This is a genomic window from Ruegeria sp. BHSC029 (genome assembly GCF_059613085.1).
On sequence record NZ_JBXWRU010000005.1, the window covers coordinates 240,620 to 254,046 of the forward strand.

Sequence of the window (13,427 nt, forward strand, 5' to 3'; positions counted from 1 at the left end):
TGTATCCGCGCGTGTGAGACTCAGTTTTCAAAGCGCTTTGAATGCGGCCGTTATCCGCTAACATGTTGGCCCTGTCAATGGCTAGATTTTGACATGGGCCGTCCGTGTCCATGTTTTCTTGACATATAGCAAAGAATGGCAAAACAACTTGACGCAAGCCGCAAATCCCCACACAACAGGGCGCACACAAGCATTGAAAGCGTTTTGAAACCGCTATGAACCTCAAACAGCTCTCTCAGATCCTGGGTCTGTCGCAGACGACGGTCAGCCGCGCGCTGAACGGTTACCCAGAGGTGAATGAAGAGACCCGCATGCGGGTTCAGGCGGCGGCGGCCAAACATGGCTATCGGCCGAACGCGCGCGCCAAGGGGCTGGCGACGGGTCGTTCGATGGTGATCGGCCACGTGATCCCCAGCTCGTCGCGCCACGAGATGGTAAACCCGATCTTCGGCGATTTCGTCGCCGGCGCGGTCAAGAAATATGCCGAGCACGGCTACGACATGATGTTCACCAATGCCGACGACACCTCGATCGAAGACGCCTATCGCAGCCTGTTCCAACGCGGTGCGGTCGACGGCGTGGTGCTGCAGGGCCCGAAGGTGAACGAGCCGCGGATCGAGGTTTTGACCCGCATGCAGGTGCCGTTCATCGTGCATGGCCGGTCGACCGGCGTGAGCGTGCCCTATGACTGGATCGACGTGAACAACAAAAGCTCGTTCCTGCGGGCCACCCGGTTTCTGATCGACCTGGGCCACCGGCGGATCGCGTTGATCAACGGTCTGGAAGACATGGATTTTGCCCAAAGGCGCCGCGACGGGTATCTCGAGGCGCTGAAACAGGCCGGCCTGTTGCCCGACCCGGCCCTGATGCGCAGCGCCGAAATGACCGAGGTCTATGGCCATCACGAAACCCGCGACATGCTGCGGCTGGACGATCCGCCGACCGCGATCCTGACCTCGTCGATGATCTCGGCGATCGGGGTGCGGCGCGCGCTGGACGAGGCCGGGCTGAAAATGGGCCGCGACGTGTCGGTGATCGCACATGACGACGACCTGTCCTATCTGAAGAACGGGCAGGACGTTCCAATCTTTACCGCCACCCGGTCTTCGGTGCGCCACGCCGGCGAACTGGCCGCCGAGATGCTGATCGAGCGCATCCGCGCGCCCCACGACCCGGCCAAGACTAGATTGCTCGAGGCCGAACTGGTAGTCGGCGGCTCGACTGGTCCCGCCCCCAACAGGTTCTGAACATGAAGTACACCCGCGCTGATTTCCCCAAAGACTTTCTCTTTGGTGTCGCAACCTCTGCCTATCAGATCGAAGGCCACGCACAGGGCGGCGCCGGCCCGACCCATTGGGACAGTTTCGCAGCCACGCCCGGCAACGTGGTGCGCGCCGAAAACGGCGATCTCGCCTGCGACCACCTGCACCGGTACGAACAGGATTTCGACCTGATCCGCGAGGCCGGGTTCGACTGCTATCGTTTTTCCACCAGCTGGGCGCGCGTGCTGCCCGAAGGGCGCGGGCCGGTGAATCAGGCCGGGCTGGACTATTATGACCGGTTGGCCGACGCCCTGCTGGAACGCGGCATCCGCCCCTGCGCCACCCTGTATCATTGGGAACTGCCCTCAGCCCTGGCCGATCTGGGCGGCTGGCGCAACCGCGACATCGCCGACTGGTTCGCCGATTTCACCGAGATCATCATGGGTCGCATCGGCGACCGAATGTACAGCGTCGCCCCGATCAACGAGCCCTGGTGCGTCAGTTGGCTGAGCCATTTCGAGGGCCACCACGCCCCCGGCCTGCGCGACATCCGCGCCACGGCCCGCGCCATGCATCACGTCCTTCTGGCCCACGGCCGCGCGATTCAGGCGATGCGGGGCCTTGGCATGTCGAACCTGGGCGCGGTGTTCAACCTTGAATGGGCCGAACCTGCCGATGACACCCCCGAGGCCCGCGAAGCCGCCGATCTGTACGACGGCATCTACAACCGGTTCTTCCTGGGCGGCGTTTTCAACAAGGCCTACCCCGAGAATGTCCTGCAGGGGCTGCAGGCCCACCTGCCCGACGGGTGGCAGGATGATTTCGACACGATCGGCACGCCGGTCGACTGGTGCGGGCTGAACTACTATACCCGCAAGCTGATCGCGCCCGCCGAAACGCCCTGGCCCAGCCTCCAAGAGATCCCCGGCCCCCTGCCCAAGACGCAGATGGGGTGGGAGATCGAGCCAAGCGCGCTGACCCGGTTTCTGACCCGTACGGCCCGGGACTACACGGGCGATCTGCCGATCTATGTCACCGAAAACGGCATGGCCAGCCCCGAGCGGCAGCAGGATGACGACCGAATCGACTATCTGAATCAGCATCTGGCTGCGGTGCAGGACGCGCTGGATCAGGGCGTTCGGGTCAAGGGCTATTTCATCTGGTCGTTGTTGGACAACTACGAATGGGCGCTGGGATTCGAAAAGCGGTTCGGCCTGGTCGATGTCGATTTCGACACGCTGGAACGCCGCCCCAAGGCCTCGTTCCGGGCGATGCAGGCCGCTTTGGCCCAGGGCGATCCGGTCTCGGTTCCGATGGCGCAGCCCAGGGGCGCGATGCACGACCACTGGAACCTGGTGGCCGATATCGGCGGCACCAACACGCGGCTGGGGGTCGTCACCAATGGCACCCTCACCGATCTGCGCAAATCGCCGACCTGCTCCCTGCCCGAGTTTCTGGCCGCCCTGCACGACCTATGCGCCGAGATCGGAACGCCGCCGCGCGCCGTGGTCGCCGCGGGCGCGGGCCCGGTGCGCAATGGCACGATCCGTCTGACCAATGCCAATCTGGATCTGTCCGAGGCCGACATCGCCACGGCCACCGGCGCGGACCATACCTTTGTCATCAACGACTTCACCGCCGCCGCATGGTCGGTGGCCGAGATCACCGGCGATGACGTGCAGGCCCTGCAGGGCGACCCGACCCCGCCCAAGGGCACCCGACTGGTGGTCGGCCCCGGCACCGGGCTGGGCGTCGGCGCGCTTTTGTATTCCGAAGGCCACTATCACACCGTCTCGGGCGAGGGCGGCCATGTCGGCCTGTCGCCCCGCACCCGCGACGAGGTGGACGTGTTCGAAGCCGCCCGCCGGATCGCGTCCGAGTGTTTCTTTGGCGACAGCCTGACGCTCGAGGCAGAGATGTTCCTCAGCGGCACGGGCCTGCCGATCCTGTACCGCGCCGTGGGCATGGCCGCGGGCCAGCCCGACACGCCCGCCCTGCCCGCCAGGGACATCCTGCAGGCCGCGCGCGACGGGTCCGATCCGCTCGCCATGCGCGCCGCGCAGATCTTCACCACCCATCTGGGTGCCGTGATGGGCGACATGGCCGTCACCGTGATGCCCACCGGCGGCGTCTTCCTTGTGGGCGGCGTGGCCGAGAAGAACCGCTGGCTGTTCGGCGACGACTTCCTGGCGGCCTTCAACGCCGGCGGCCGGTTCGACGCGCTGCGGCAAGGCTTTGGCGTTTATGTGTCGGAACAGGCTGAATTTGGCATTGTTGGCGCTAACAACTTCTGCAAAAATGCGCTCGCGCGGTAAACTCACCGCCAGATCTTTGCAGAAGGAAGGAGCCGGGACATGATCCTGTGCTGTGGCGAGGCCCTGATCGACATGATCGCGGAACCGACGGTTTCGGGCGCGCAAGGTTTCGTGCCGCATTCGGGTGGCGCGGTGTTCAACACCGCCATCGCCCTGGGCCGGCTGGGTGCGCCTGCCGGAATGCTGACCGGGTTGTCGCGCGACATGTTCGGCCAGCAACTGGCGCAGGCCCTGAAAGACAGTCATGTGGATGGCTCGCAAGTTGTTCTTTCGGACCGTCCGACCACGTTGGCCTTCGTACAACTGCAGGACGGGCACGCCACCTATTCCTTCGTCGATGAAAACTCGGCCGGGCGGATGCTGCGCCCCGAGGACATGCCGGACCAGCTGACCGCGACCTCGGCGCTGTATTTCGGCGGCATCAGCCTGGCCTGCGAGCCCTGCGCCGATGCCTATGCCGCCCTGCTGGACCGTCACGGGGCCGAGCGCGCGGTGATGATCGACCCCAACATCCGCCCCGGCTTCATCCAGGACCAGACCCGCTATCGCACCCGGCTGAACCGGATGATCGCGCAGGCCGACATCGTCAAGGTCTCGGACGAAGATCTGGACTGGATCGTCCCCGGCCCTGAAACGCTGGAAGAAAAGGTGCCGCTGCTGCTGCAGGCCGGCCCCGCCGTGGTGATCGTCACGCGCGGCAGCCAGGGCGCGACCGGGTATTTGGCCGATGGCCGCACGGTTTCAGTGCCGGTCACGCCGGTTCAGGTGGTCGACACGGTGGGCGCGGGCGACACGTTCAACGCCGGGGTTCTGGCGCAACTGCACCGCGCCGGGCTGCTGACCAAACAGGCGCTCCGTGCGATCTCGCCCGACGACCTGCGCGCCGCGCTGGAACTGGGCGGCAAGGTTGCTGCCGTCACCGTATCCCGCGCCGGGGCCAACCCGCCCTGGGCACACGAGCTGTAAGTCATCGAAAGCACCGATATGAAACGATCCGAGATCAACCGCATCAAGGCCGAGGCGCAGGCCTTCATCAATTCGTTCGGCTTTGCGCTGCCGCCCTTTGCCGACTGGACGCCCGAGCAGATGCGCAGCCCGCAGGCCGCCGGCATCCGCGCCCGTAGCCTTGGCTGGGACATCACCGATTACGGCCAGGGCAGGTTCGACGAACTGGGCCTGTTCCTGTTCACCCTGCGCAATGGCGACGAAAAGGACCTGAGCGCAGGACGGGGCATGCTCTATGCCGAGAAGTTGTTGATTTCGCGTGACAAACAGCTGTCGCCGATGCATCGCCACATCGTCAAGGCCGAGGACATCATCAACCGCGGCGGCGGCGATCTGGTGATGGAGATCTACGCCTCGGCACCCGATGGCAGCATCGACCGCGACACCACCGTCACCGTACCCAGCGACGCCTGCCCGGTGACCATCCAGCCGGGCGAACTTCTGCGCCTGAAACCGGGCGAAAGCGTCACGCTGATGCCCGGCATCTGGCACGCCTTCTGGGCGGAAAAGGGCGATTGTCTGATCGGCGAGGTCTCGACCGTCAATGACGACCGCACCGACAACGTGTTCGAACAGCCGATCCCGCGCTTTGCCACGATCGAGGAAGACACCGCGCCCGAATTCCTGCTGGTTGCCGACTACTGAACGCGCGGGGCCCGACCAAAGGGCGGGTCCGAGGCCAGTGTCAACGCAACCCGGCCCGGGCTTGCGGCCTGGGCCAGCCGGTCGCGGACGGCCTCGAAGGCTTCGATCGTCACCGGTTCGACAGGTTTCAGATAGACAAGATGGAACAGTGCGCGCCCGCTGCGCACCGTTGCCACGTCCAGCACTTGAAACGGGCTGTCTGCACAGATCCGGCGGGCCTGCCCAATGATCTCGGCCCGGGCATCGGCCGGCAGCGCCACACCCACGATATCGCGCAGCGCGCCCAGAAACACCTTGATGGGCTGCGGCAGCAACGCCAGGCACAGCAACAACACCACCAGCGCATCCGACACCGGAACCAGACCGGCAAGCGGCCCGCCCTCAAGCAGGTTGATCGCGAAAAACGCCGCCCCGGCCCCAAGGCTCAGCACCCCGTCGACCATCGCGGCCCGGGACTCGACCCGCAGCAGATCGCTGGTTTTGCCGGTGCGGCGCCAGTTCCAGCGGTGATAGGCGAACAGCGTCAGACAGATCGCCGCCATCGAGCCGGCATAGATCAGGATCCATTCCAGAACCACCGGCGCGGCTTCGCCCGTCTTGGCATAGGCCAGCAGACGGTTCACCGCCGAACCGGCTGCCATCAGGATGATCCCGAACAACAGCAGGCTGCGGAACATTACGAAGACGGATTCGTCGATCTCGTATCCAAAGGGGCGGTTCTGGTCCGGAGCGCGCCGGATCGAGGCGGCGACCCATCCCGCCACCACAGCCGTTGCGAAATTGAGCCCCGAAAACAGCCCGTCCAGCAACAGCGCATCGGAGTTTGCCAGCAACCCGGCCACAACCCCGGCGCCCGCCATGAACAGGCTGGCCCATTTTGCCGCGTTCAGCGACCGGCGTTCAAAGATCAATGTGTCCTGCATCGGTTCAGCTTTTCGGTTGATGAGGCTGGCGGTCATTTATGTCCGACGGGCCAAGGCGCAAGCCCCGTTTTCATGCCCGTCCGCGTATCATGTCGGCAGCCATCTCCGCGATCATGATCACGGGCGAGGCGGTATTGCCCGACACGATCTTCGGCATGACCGAGGCATCGACCACCCGCAGCCCCTCCAGCCCCCGAACGCGCAACCGTGGATCGACCACCGCGGCGGCGTCACTGCCCATGCGGCAGGTGCCGACCGGGTGAAAGATCGTGGTGGCGATGTCGCCCACCGCATCCAGCAGGCCCTGTTGGTCGTTGATCTCAGGGCCCGGCAGAACCTCTTGCGGGTGGTAGGGTGCCAGCGCCCGCGCGGCCATCACCTGCCGGGCCTGCTGCACGGATTTGACCGCCACCTGCCGGTCACGCTCGGTCGAGAGGTAGTTCAACCTGATCTCGGGCTGGGCCTTCGGATCGGGCGTGGTGATGTGGCAGTGCCCCCGGCTTTCGGGCCGCAGATTGCAGACCGAGACTGTGATCGCGGGGAACGGATGCAGCGGGTCGCCCAGCCGGTCGGTCGACAACGGCTGCACGTGATATTCCAGATCCGGCGTGGCCAGCATCGGGTCGGATTTGGTGAACATGCCAAACTGGCTGGGCGCCATCGCCATCGGACCCGACCGGGTCAGGGCGTATTGCGCCGCGATGCGCGCCTTGCCCCACAGGCTGTTGGCCATGGTGTTCAGAGTTTTCGCGTTCTGCACCTTGAACACGGTTCGGATCTGCAGGTGGTCCTGCAGGTTTGCCCCCACGCCCGCGTTTTCATGCTGAACCGCGATCCCCTGCGCCGCCAGCACCTGAGGGTCGCCGATCCCCGACAGTTCCAGCAGCTTGGGCGAGTTGATCGACCCCGCCGCCAGCAGAACCTCGGCCCCGGCCAAGGCCCGGTATTCGGTGCCGCCACGGGCAAAGCGCACGCCACGCACGGTCTTGCCTTCGAGGATCAGGCCCAGCGTCTCGGCCTCGGTCAGGACCCGCAGGTTGGGCCGTTTCCTCGCCGGGCGCAGAAATCCCTTGGCCGTGTTCCAACGCACGCCGTTCTTCTGGTTGACCTCGAAAAACCCCGAGCCTTCGTTGTTGCCGTCATTGAAATCGGCGCGCGGCTGGATGCCGATCTCGCGCGCGCCGTCCTGCACGGCCTTCAGGATCTCCCAGCTCAGCCGCTGTTTCTGAACCTTCCACTCGCCGCCGGCCCGGTGCATTTCGCTGTCGCCGGCGTGGTGATCTTCGGATTTCAGGAAATAGGGCAGCACATCGTCCCAGCCCCAGCCCGCATTGCCCAGCTGCCGCCAATGGTCATAGTCGGCCGCCTGCCCGCGCATGTAGATCATCCCGTTGACCGAGCTGCACCCGCCCAGCACCTTGCCCCGCGGATAGACCAGCGACCGCCCGTTCAGCCCCGGCTCGGGCGCGGTTTTCATCATCCAGTCGGTGCGCGGATTGCCGATGCAGTACAGATACCCCACCGGGATGTGGACCCAGTGGTAGTTGTCCGACTTGCCCGCCTCGAGCAGCAGAACCCGTGTCTTGGGGTCCTCGGTCAGCCGGTTGGCCAGCACGCAGCCCGCGGTACCCGCGCCTATGATGATATAGTCGTATTCACCCTCAAGCCGGGCGGTTTCAGATGTGGCGGAATTCATTCTCGGTCTGCTCTGTGCATTGTTCCTGATCCTGCGGAGCGCAGCTTAGCAGCTGTTGCAGGCAATGCACGGGTCAGATGTCGCATTCCGCAACAGTATTTCGCAATCCTGCAGGTCGCGCCCCCAGTTGCTGGTCAGACTGGTGTCAAAGGAGGCCCAGAATGACCCAGACCGCCACCCGCGTCCGCACCGGAGGCCGCGCCGCCCGCCGCGCCCTGCGCGCCGCGCCCAGCTTTGACATGTTGCCGGGCCTGACCCGCAACATCCCGCTGTGCGAAGTGATGGACGGGTCACAGGTCGAGCGGATCGACGCAGCCTCGATGGACATCCTCGAATACGTTGGCGTGCAGTTCCGCGACCCGATTGCGCTGGCCGACTGGAAGGCGGCCGGTGCCAAGGTTGACGGTGAGCGGGTGTATCTTGATCGCGGGCTGGTCCGCGACTTGATCGCGACGATCCCCTCGGACTTCATCTATCACGCCCGTGACCCGCGCAAGAATGTGCGCCTGGGCGGTCCGCACGCGATCTTCGTGCCGATGACCGGCGCGCCGTTTCTGCGCGATCTGGAGGACGTGCGCCGCAATCCGACACTGGACGACCTGGCGATGTTCCACAAGCTCAGCCACATGCTGCCCGCGCTGCATTCCTCGGCTCACCACATCGTCGAGCCCTACGACCACCCGATCAGCCAGCGCCACCTGCGCATCACCTATTCGTCGATGAAATATTCCGACAAGACCTTCATGGGCATGACCACCTCGCCCAAAAACGCCGAAGACGTGATGGAGATGTGCGCGATCCTGTTCGGCGAGAAGTTCATGGAGGATCACCCGGTCACCACCGGCAACTGCAACGGCAACTCGCCGCTGGTCTGGGACGAGACCATGCTGGGGGCGATGCGCGCCTTCTGCCGCCGCAACCAGCCGGTGCTGTGCTCGCCCTTCGTGCTGGGCGGGGCCAACACGCCGGCCAGCGTGCCGGCGACGGTCGCGCAGCTGAACGCCGAGGCGCTGAGCGCGCTGGCCTATACGCAGGTGATCCGGCGCGGCTGTCCCGCGATCTACGGGCACTACCTTTCGACCGTCAGCATGAAATCCGGCGCGCCGATGGCGGGCACGCCCGAGATCAGCCTGATGAACTTCATGATCGGCCAGATGGCCCGGCACTACGGCGTGCCCTGGCGCAGCTCGAACACGCTGGGCGGGGCCAAGACATTCGATGCTCAGGCGGGATATGAATCCGCCACCACGCTGTCGGCAGTGATCCATGCCGGGGCCAACTATATCTGGCATTCGGCGGGCTGGAACGAGGCCGGGATGCATTGTTCGACCGCCAAGTTCGTTGTCGATGCCGAGCAATGCGCCATGGCCTACCGCATGGCCGAGGGCCCGAAGTGGCACGATTTCGACGAGGCCGTTGCGGCCGTATCCGATATCGGCCCCGGCGGGCATTACCTGGGCCATCCGCACACGCAGGACAATTTCCAGGAGGCGTTCTTCATGCCCGAACTGTTCGACAACAACTCAATCGAACAATGGGTGGCCGAGGGCGAGGTCGAGATCACCGAGCGCGCCCTGAACCACGCCCGCAAGCTGCTGGCCGAGTATCAAGAGCCCCGCCTGGACCCGGCCACCGACGAGGCATTGCGCGACTACATCGCCCGGCGCGAGCGGGAGATCCCCGCCGCCGACGAGTTGAACCAGCACTGTTAGGAAACACTCCACTTGCCCGCCTGCCTGTCAGGCGGGCCTTTTTCATTCGTTGCGCGCGCGCCATTCCTTCCAGCGCAGCACCATGTTGGCGCCGACCTCAGACAACGGTCGGGGCGGCAGGCGTTTGGGACGGTCCTCGGCTCCGAAATGCTCGCTGATCCCGGACCGCACGCCACAGGCCATTTCGGCCGCGGCGATCCCGGTCAGGGTGCCGCGCGCGGTACCCAACCCGTTCTGGACGCAGGCGGAATAAACGCCGGTCTCGATCTCGCGGGTGACAGAGACGCCGTTCAGGCTCAGGCACAGATGACCGGCCCATTCGTACTCCATCGCGATGCCCCGCAGCTGCGGAAATCGCCGGTCGAATTTGCGCCGCATCACAGCAGCTGCGCGCCGCAGGTCCGCTGCCCGCGCCTCCATGCCCGGGCGCAGCACGGCGCAGGCGCGGGTGATGATCCGGTTGCCGCCCTGCCCGGTGTCGATCCGGCGCATGGTGGTGCCCATCGGATCGGACGGAGTCACGCCCCAGCGCGGCTGGCCACCCACCCGGGCCAGCGCATCGGCCTCCAGTTCTCGCGTCATCGCCGCGAACAGAAACAGCTGCATCAGCCGGCCACGCTCCACCCCGAAACTTTCCAGATGGCCGTTCACCGACAGGATCAGCCGACCGGTCGACACCTGCCCTTGCGCAGTCTGCACGCGCCAGCCTGCCCCGTCGCGCTGGAACCCCGTGACCGCACTGTTTTCAAATATCTGCACCCCATCGGTCGCCAAACCCGCCGCCAACCCGCGCACATAGCCCGCAGGCTGCAGCATGACCGTGCCCGGCGTATACAACCCCGAGACATAGTGCCCGGACCCGGTGAGTTCCTGCATCTGTTGCCGGTCCAGCATCTCGGACCGCTCGCCGAGGCTGTCCAGATGGCGGGCATAGCTTTGGTTGTGCGCATGTCCCGCCGGGCTGGCCGCGCCGTTCACCTTGCCCGCCGGATCGAAATAATTGGGGTCAATGCCGTATTCCTCGACCGCCGCACGGGCAAAGGCGATAGCCTGCCGGTTCAGCCTGATCATCGCCCGGTCATCGCCCGCCCCGGCATAGTCGTCCGAGGCCAGATCATGCGGCAGATCGATCATGAAGCCCGAGTTGCGCCCCGCCGCGCCTTCCGCCACTCGCCCAGCTTCAAGCACCACAATCCGCGCATCGGGAACCAGCTGCCGCAGACGCCGCGCCGCAGACAGGCCGGAAAAGCCTGCGCCCACGATGGTGAAATCTGCGGTGATTTTGTCCGAAAGCTGACGCGCGGCAGGTTGCGGGTCCAGCAGGGCATTCCACGCCGCCGGGCCGCGCTGCACCGGCAGGCGGCAAGCGGTGAACCGCGTCAATCCACCGCCTCGTCGGCATCATCCGACAGGTCGATCCACAGCGTCTTCAGCTGCGTGTACTGGTCGTGCGCGTGCAGCCCGTTGTCCCGCCCGCCAAAGCCCGACTGCTTGTAGCCGCCGAACGGGGTCGAGATGTCGCCCTCGCCAAAGCTGTTCACCGTCACGGTTCCGGCCCGGATCGCGCGGGCACCGCGCAGGGCACGCTTGGCATTGGCGGTGAATAGCGACGCGCACAGCCCATATGGCGTGTCATTGGCCATCGCGATGGCCTCATCGAACCCCGCGACCTCGATCACCGACAGGACCGGCCCAAAGATTTCCTCGCGCGCCAGCAGCGCGTCATTGTCCGGAATCTCGACCACGGTTGCTTCGACGAACCCGTTCTCGGCCTTGCCGCCCAGAAGAACTGACGGTGCCTTGTCCAGATAGCCGCAGACCTTGTTGAAATGGTCTTTGCTGACCAGCGCGCCCAGCCGGGTTGCAGGGTCCAGCGGATCGCCCACAGTCCACTGGCGGGCGTGATGGGCGATGCGCTCCAGCAACTCGGGTTTGACCGCGCGGTGCACGATCAGGCGCGACGTGGCCGAGCAATTCTCGCCCATGTTCCAGAACGCCCCGTTCACCACATGGGCGGCAACCCGGTCGAGGTTCTCGGCATCCTCCAGCACGATGGCCGGGTTCTTGCCGCCCATCTCCAGCACCACTTCCTTGGCGTTGCTTTCGGCGGCATAGGACAGGAATTTCTTGCCCGTTACGGTCGAGCCGGTGAAGGACACCATGTCGACATCCATATGCCGCCCGATGGGTTCGCCCACCTCGGCGCCGCCACCCGGAACCACGTTCAGAACCCCGCGCGGCAGCCCGGCCTCGGCCGCCAGTTCGGCCAGACGCAGGGCGGTCAGCGGGGTTTCCGTCGCCGGCTTCACAACAACCGAGCACCCGGCCGCCAGCGCCGGGCCGATCTTCCAGGCCAGCATCAGCAGGGGGAAGTTCCACGGCAGCACCAACCCCACCACCCCGATCGGTTCTCGCAGGATCATCGCGATGTGGTCGTCGCTGGCGGGCGCGACCTGGTCATAGATCTTGTCGATCGCCTCGGCATGCCATTTCAGGCAGTGGATCGCCTCGGGCACATCGACGGTTTCGCAGTCATGGATCGTCTTGCCGCTGTCGACGCTCTCCATCACCGCCAGTTCGCGGGCATTGCGGGTCATCAGCTTGGCCAGCCGGATCAACACATCCTTGCGCGCCGACGGGTGCAGGCGCGACCAGCGGCCGTCATCGAAGGACTCGCGCGCCTTTTCCACGGCCAGGTCCACATCGGCGGCGGCGCAGGCCGCGACCTCGGTCAGCACCGCGCCGGTGGCCGGGTTCACGGTGGGAAACACCGCGCCCGATATCGCCGGGCGATAGCCGCCGTCGATGAATGCGCCGGTGGGCAGGTCCAGCCCGGCGGCGATGGATGCGTATTCGTCCCGTGTCAGCAAGCCCATGCCTCAGCCCTCCGCCATGATGTCTGCGATCTTGCGTTTCAGCACGCGGGTCACCTGTTCCAGCGCGCGCGTGTCATCCTTGTTCAGCCCCTTCAGAGGCGGCCGCACCGCGCCCGCCGGGATGCCGTTCATCGTGACCCCATGCTTGATGGTCTGGATGAACTTGCCGCCCTGTTCGAGCACCCGCATCAACGGCATCAGCGCCGACATGATCCGGCGGCCCTTGGCGAAATCGCCCTTCAGCACGCAGGTCTCATACAGCGCCACATGCTCGCGCGGCAGAAAATTCGACCCGCCACAGACCCAGAACGGCGCGCCCCAGGCGAAGAATTCCAGCGCCTGATCGTCCATGCCGCAGCCCAGCTGGATATGCGGATAGTCCCGCGCCAGCATGTGTACACGGTTGATGTCGCCCGAGCTTTCCTTGATGCCGCAGAAATTGCGGCTGCGTCCCACACGGTCGAGGAACTCAGCCCCCATCATCGTGCCGGTGCGGTGCGGATAATTGTACAGCATCACCGGCAGATCGGCCGCCTTGTCGATGGCCAGCGCATTAAGGGCGTTTTCCCGGTCGGTCGGCACCGAATAGGGCGGGCTGGCCAGCAGGATGGCATCGGCCCCGATCTGGCGCGCGCCTTGGGCCAACGCGATCGAATCCGGCGTCAACATCGCGCCGGTCCCGACCACCAAAGGCAGACGACCGTTCAATCGCTGGTGGGTAAAACGCGCCAGTTCCAGCCTTTCATCGACCGTCTGGGCATAGTTTTCGCCCGTGGAACCGCCCGAGATCAGACCGTGCACGCCATTCTCGACCAGGTATTCGATCACCTCGGCCAGCGCATCCCAATCGACGCTGAAATCATCCGCATAGGGCGTCACCACGGGGGTATAGATCCCCTGAAATCTGAACACGGGCGTCATCTCAATCCTCTTGCCGGGCACGCGTGAAGCTTGCGCCCGACACCAAGGCTAAGAAAAATACAAGATGTGCAC

General features: G+C 65.2%; 10 protein-coding genes and 1 pseudogene. 6 read left to right on the forward strand and 5 right to left on the reverse strand.

Annotated elements, in window-relative coordinates; genetic code table 11:
* The first annotated feature begins 215 nt into the window (after positions 1 to 215).
* The 5 genes and pseudogenes from AC2FML_RS14105 (at position 216) to AC2FML_RS14125 (ending at position 5,227) form a co-directional block, all read left to right on the forward strand.
* Positions 216 to 1,247 (forward strand): LacI family DNA-binding transcriptional regulator, encoded by a 1,032-nt coding sequence (locus AC2FML_RS14105; RefSeq protein ID WP_480634143.1) that lies wholly within the window; start codon positions 216 to 218, stop codon positions 1,245 to 1,247.
* Positions 1,248 to 1,249: 2 nt separating this feature from the next.
* Positions 1,250 to 2,548: pseudogene (locus AC2FML_RS14110) on the forward strand (GH1 family beta-glucosidase); the annotation flags it as partial.
* 48 nt (positions 2,549 to 2,596) lie between these two features.
* Positions 2,597 to 3,577, forward strand: a complete 981-nt coding sequence (locus AC2FML_RS14115) for a glucokinase (RefSeq protein WP_496783746.1) — start codon at positions 2,597 to 2,599, stop codon at positions 3,575 to 3,577.
* Between the two features lie 39 nt (positions 3,578 to 3,616).
* Positions 3,617 to 4,543, forward strand: a complete 927-nt coding sequence (locus tag AC2FML_RS14120; protein WP_170367402.1) for a carbohydrate kinase family protein — start codon at positions 3,617 to 3,619, stop codon at positions 4,541 to 4,543.
* Between the two features lie 18 nt (positions 4,544 to 4,561).
* Positions 4,562 to 5,227, forward strand: a complete 666-nt coding sequence (locus AC2FML_RS14125; RefSeq protein ID WP_170407401.1) for a D-lyxose/D-mannose family sugar isomerase — start codon at positions 4,562 to 4,564, stop codon at positions 5,225 to 5,227.
* Here the strand turns inward: AC2FML_RS14125 and AC2FML_RS14130 are convergent.
* Together AC2FML_RS14130 and AC2FML_RS14135 are read right to left on the reverse strand one after the other, a co-directional pair.
* On the reverse strand, positions 5,221 to 6,186 hold the full coding sequence (locus AC2FML_RS14130) for a cation efflux transmembrane domain-containing protein (RefSeq protein WP_496783671.1): 966 nt from the start codon (positions 6,184 to 6,186) through the stop codon (positions 5,221 to 5,223). The two genes, AC2FML_RS14125 and AC2FML_RS14130, sit on opposite strands and share 7 nt — an antisense overlap.
* Before the next feature lie 34 nt (positions 6,187 to 6,220).
* The gene (locus AC2FML_RS14135; protein ID WP_496783672.1) at positions 6,221 to 7,846 is read right to left on the reverse strand and encodes a GMC family oxidoreductase; all 1,626 of its coding nucleotides are present in this window, start codon (positions 7,844 to 7,846) and stop codon (positions 6,221 to 6,223) included.
* A gap of 161 nt (positions 7,847 to 8,007) precedes the next feature.
* Between AC2FML_RS14135 and AC2FML_RS14140 the strand changes: the two genes are divergently transcribed.
* Entirely contained in the window at positions 8,008 to 9,558 is a 1,551-nt protein-coding gene (locus AC2FML_RS14140; RefSeq protein ID WP_496783673.1) for a trimethylamine methyltransferase family protein, read from the forward strand.
* 42 nt (positions 9,559 to 9,600) lie between these two features.
* On the opposite strand, the gene AC2FML_RS14145 is transcribed toward AC2FML_RS14140, so the two are convergent.
* From AC2FML_RS14145 to AC2FML_RS14155, 3 genes are read right to left on the reverse strand one after another with little or no spacing between them, the layout of a single operon-like run.
* On the reverse strand, positions 9,601 to 10,941 hold the full coding sequence (locus AC2FML_RS14145) for an NAD(P)/FAD-dependent oxidoreductase (protein ID WP_496783674.1): 1,341 nt from the start codon (positions 10,939 to 10,941) through the stop codon (positions 9,601 to 9,603).
* Complete coding sequence (locus AC2FML_RS14150) at positions 10,938 to 12,434, reverse strand: aldehyde dehydrogenase (RefSeq protein WP_170452747.1); 1,497 nt, start codon at positions 12,432 to 12,434, stop codon at positions 10,938 to 10,940. Before AC2FML_RS14150 ends, AC2FML_RS14145 begins: the two co-directional genes overlap by 4 nt.
* A 3-nt stretch (positions 12,435 to 12,437) precedes the next feature.
* Entirely contained in the window at positions 12,438 to 13,355 is a 918-nt protein-coding gene (locus AC2FML_RS14155) for a dihydrodipicolinate synthase family protein (RefSeq protein ID WP_496783675.1), read from the reverse strand.
* Between the last annotated feature and the right edge of the window lie 72 nt (positions 13,356 to 13,427).

What these genes read in the sequence shown, in the direction of transcription:
- AC2FML_RS14105 (WP_480634143.1), top strand. Translation starts at nt 216, where the DNA reads ATGAACCTCAAACAGCTCTCTCAGATCCTGGGTCTGTCGCAGACGACG.
- AC2FML_RS14115 (WP_496783746.1), top strand. Translation starts at nt 2,597, where the DNA reads ATGCACGACCACTGGAACCTGGTGGCCGATATCGGCGGCACCAACACG.
- AC2FML_RS14120 (WP_170367402.1), top strand. Translation starts at nt 3,617, where the DNA reads ATGATCCTGTGCTGTGGCGAGGCCCTGATCGACATGATCGCGGAACCG.
- AC2FML_RS14125 (WP_170407401.1), top strand. Translation starts at nt 4,562, where the DNA reads ATGAAACGATCCGAGATCAACCGCATCAAGGCCGAGGCGCAGGCCTTC.
- AC2FML_RS14130 (WP_496783671.1), bottom strand. Translation starts at nt 6,186, where the DNA reads ATGACCGCCAGCCTCATCAACCGAAAAGCTGAACCGATGCAGGACACA.
- AC2FML_RS14135 (WP_496783672.1), bottom strand. Translation starts at nt 7,846, where the DNA reads ATGAATTCCGCCACATCTGAAACCGCCCGGCTTGAGGGTGAATACGAC.
- AC2FML_RS14140 (WP_496783673.1), top strand. Translation starts at nt 8,008, where the DNA reads ATGACCCAGACCGCCACCCGCGTCCGCACCGGAGGCCGCGCCGCCCGC.
- AC2FML_RS14150 (WP_170452747.1), bottom strand. Translation starts at nt 12,434, where the DNA reads ATGGGCTTGCTGACACGGGACGAATACGCATCCATCGCCGCCGGGCTG.
- AC2FML_RS14155 (WP_496783675.1), bottom strand. Translation starts at nt 13,355, where the DNA reads ATGACGCCCGTGTTCAGATTTCAGGGGATCTATACCCCCGTGGTGACG.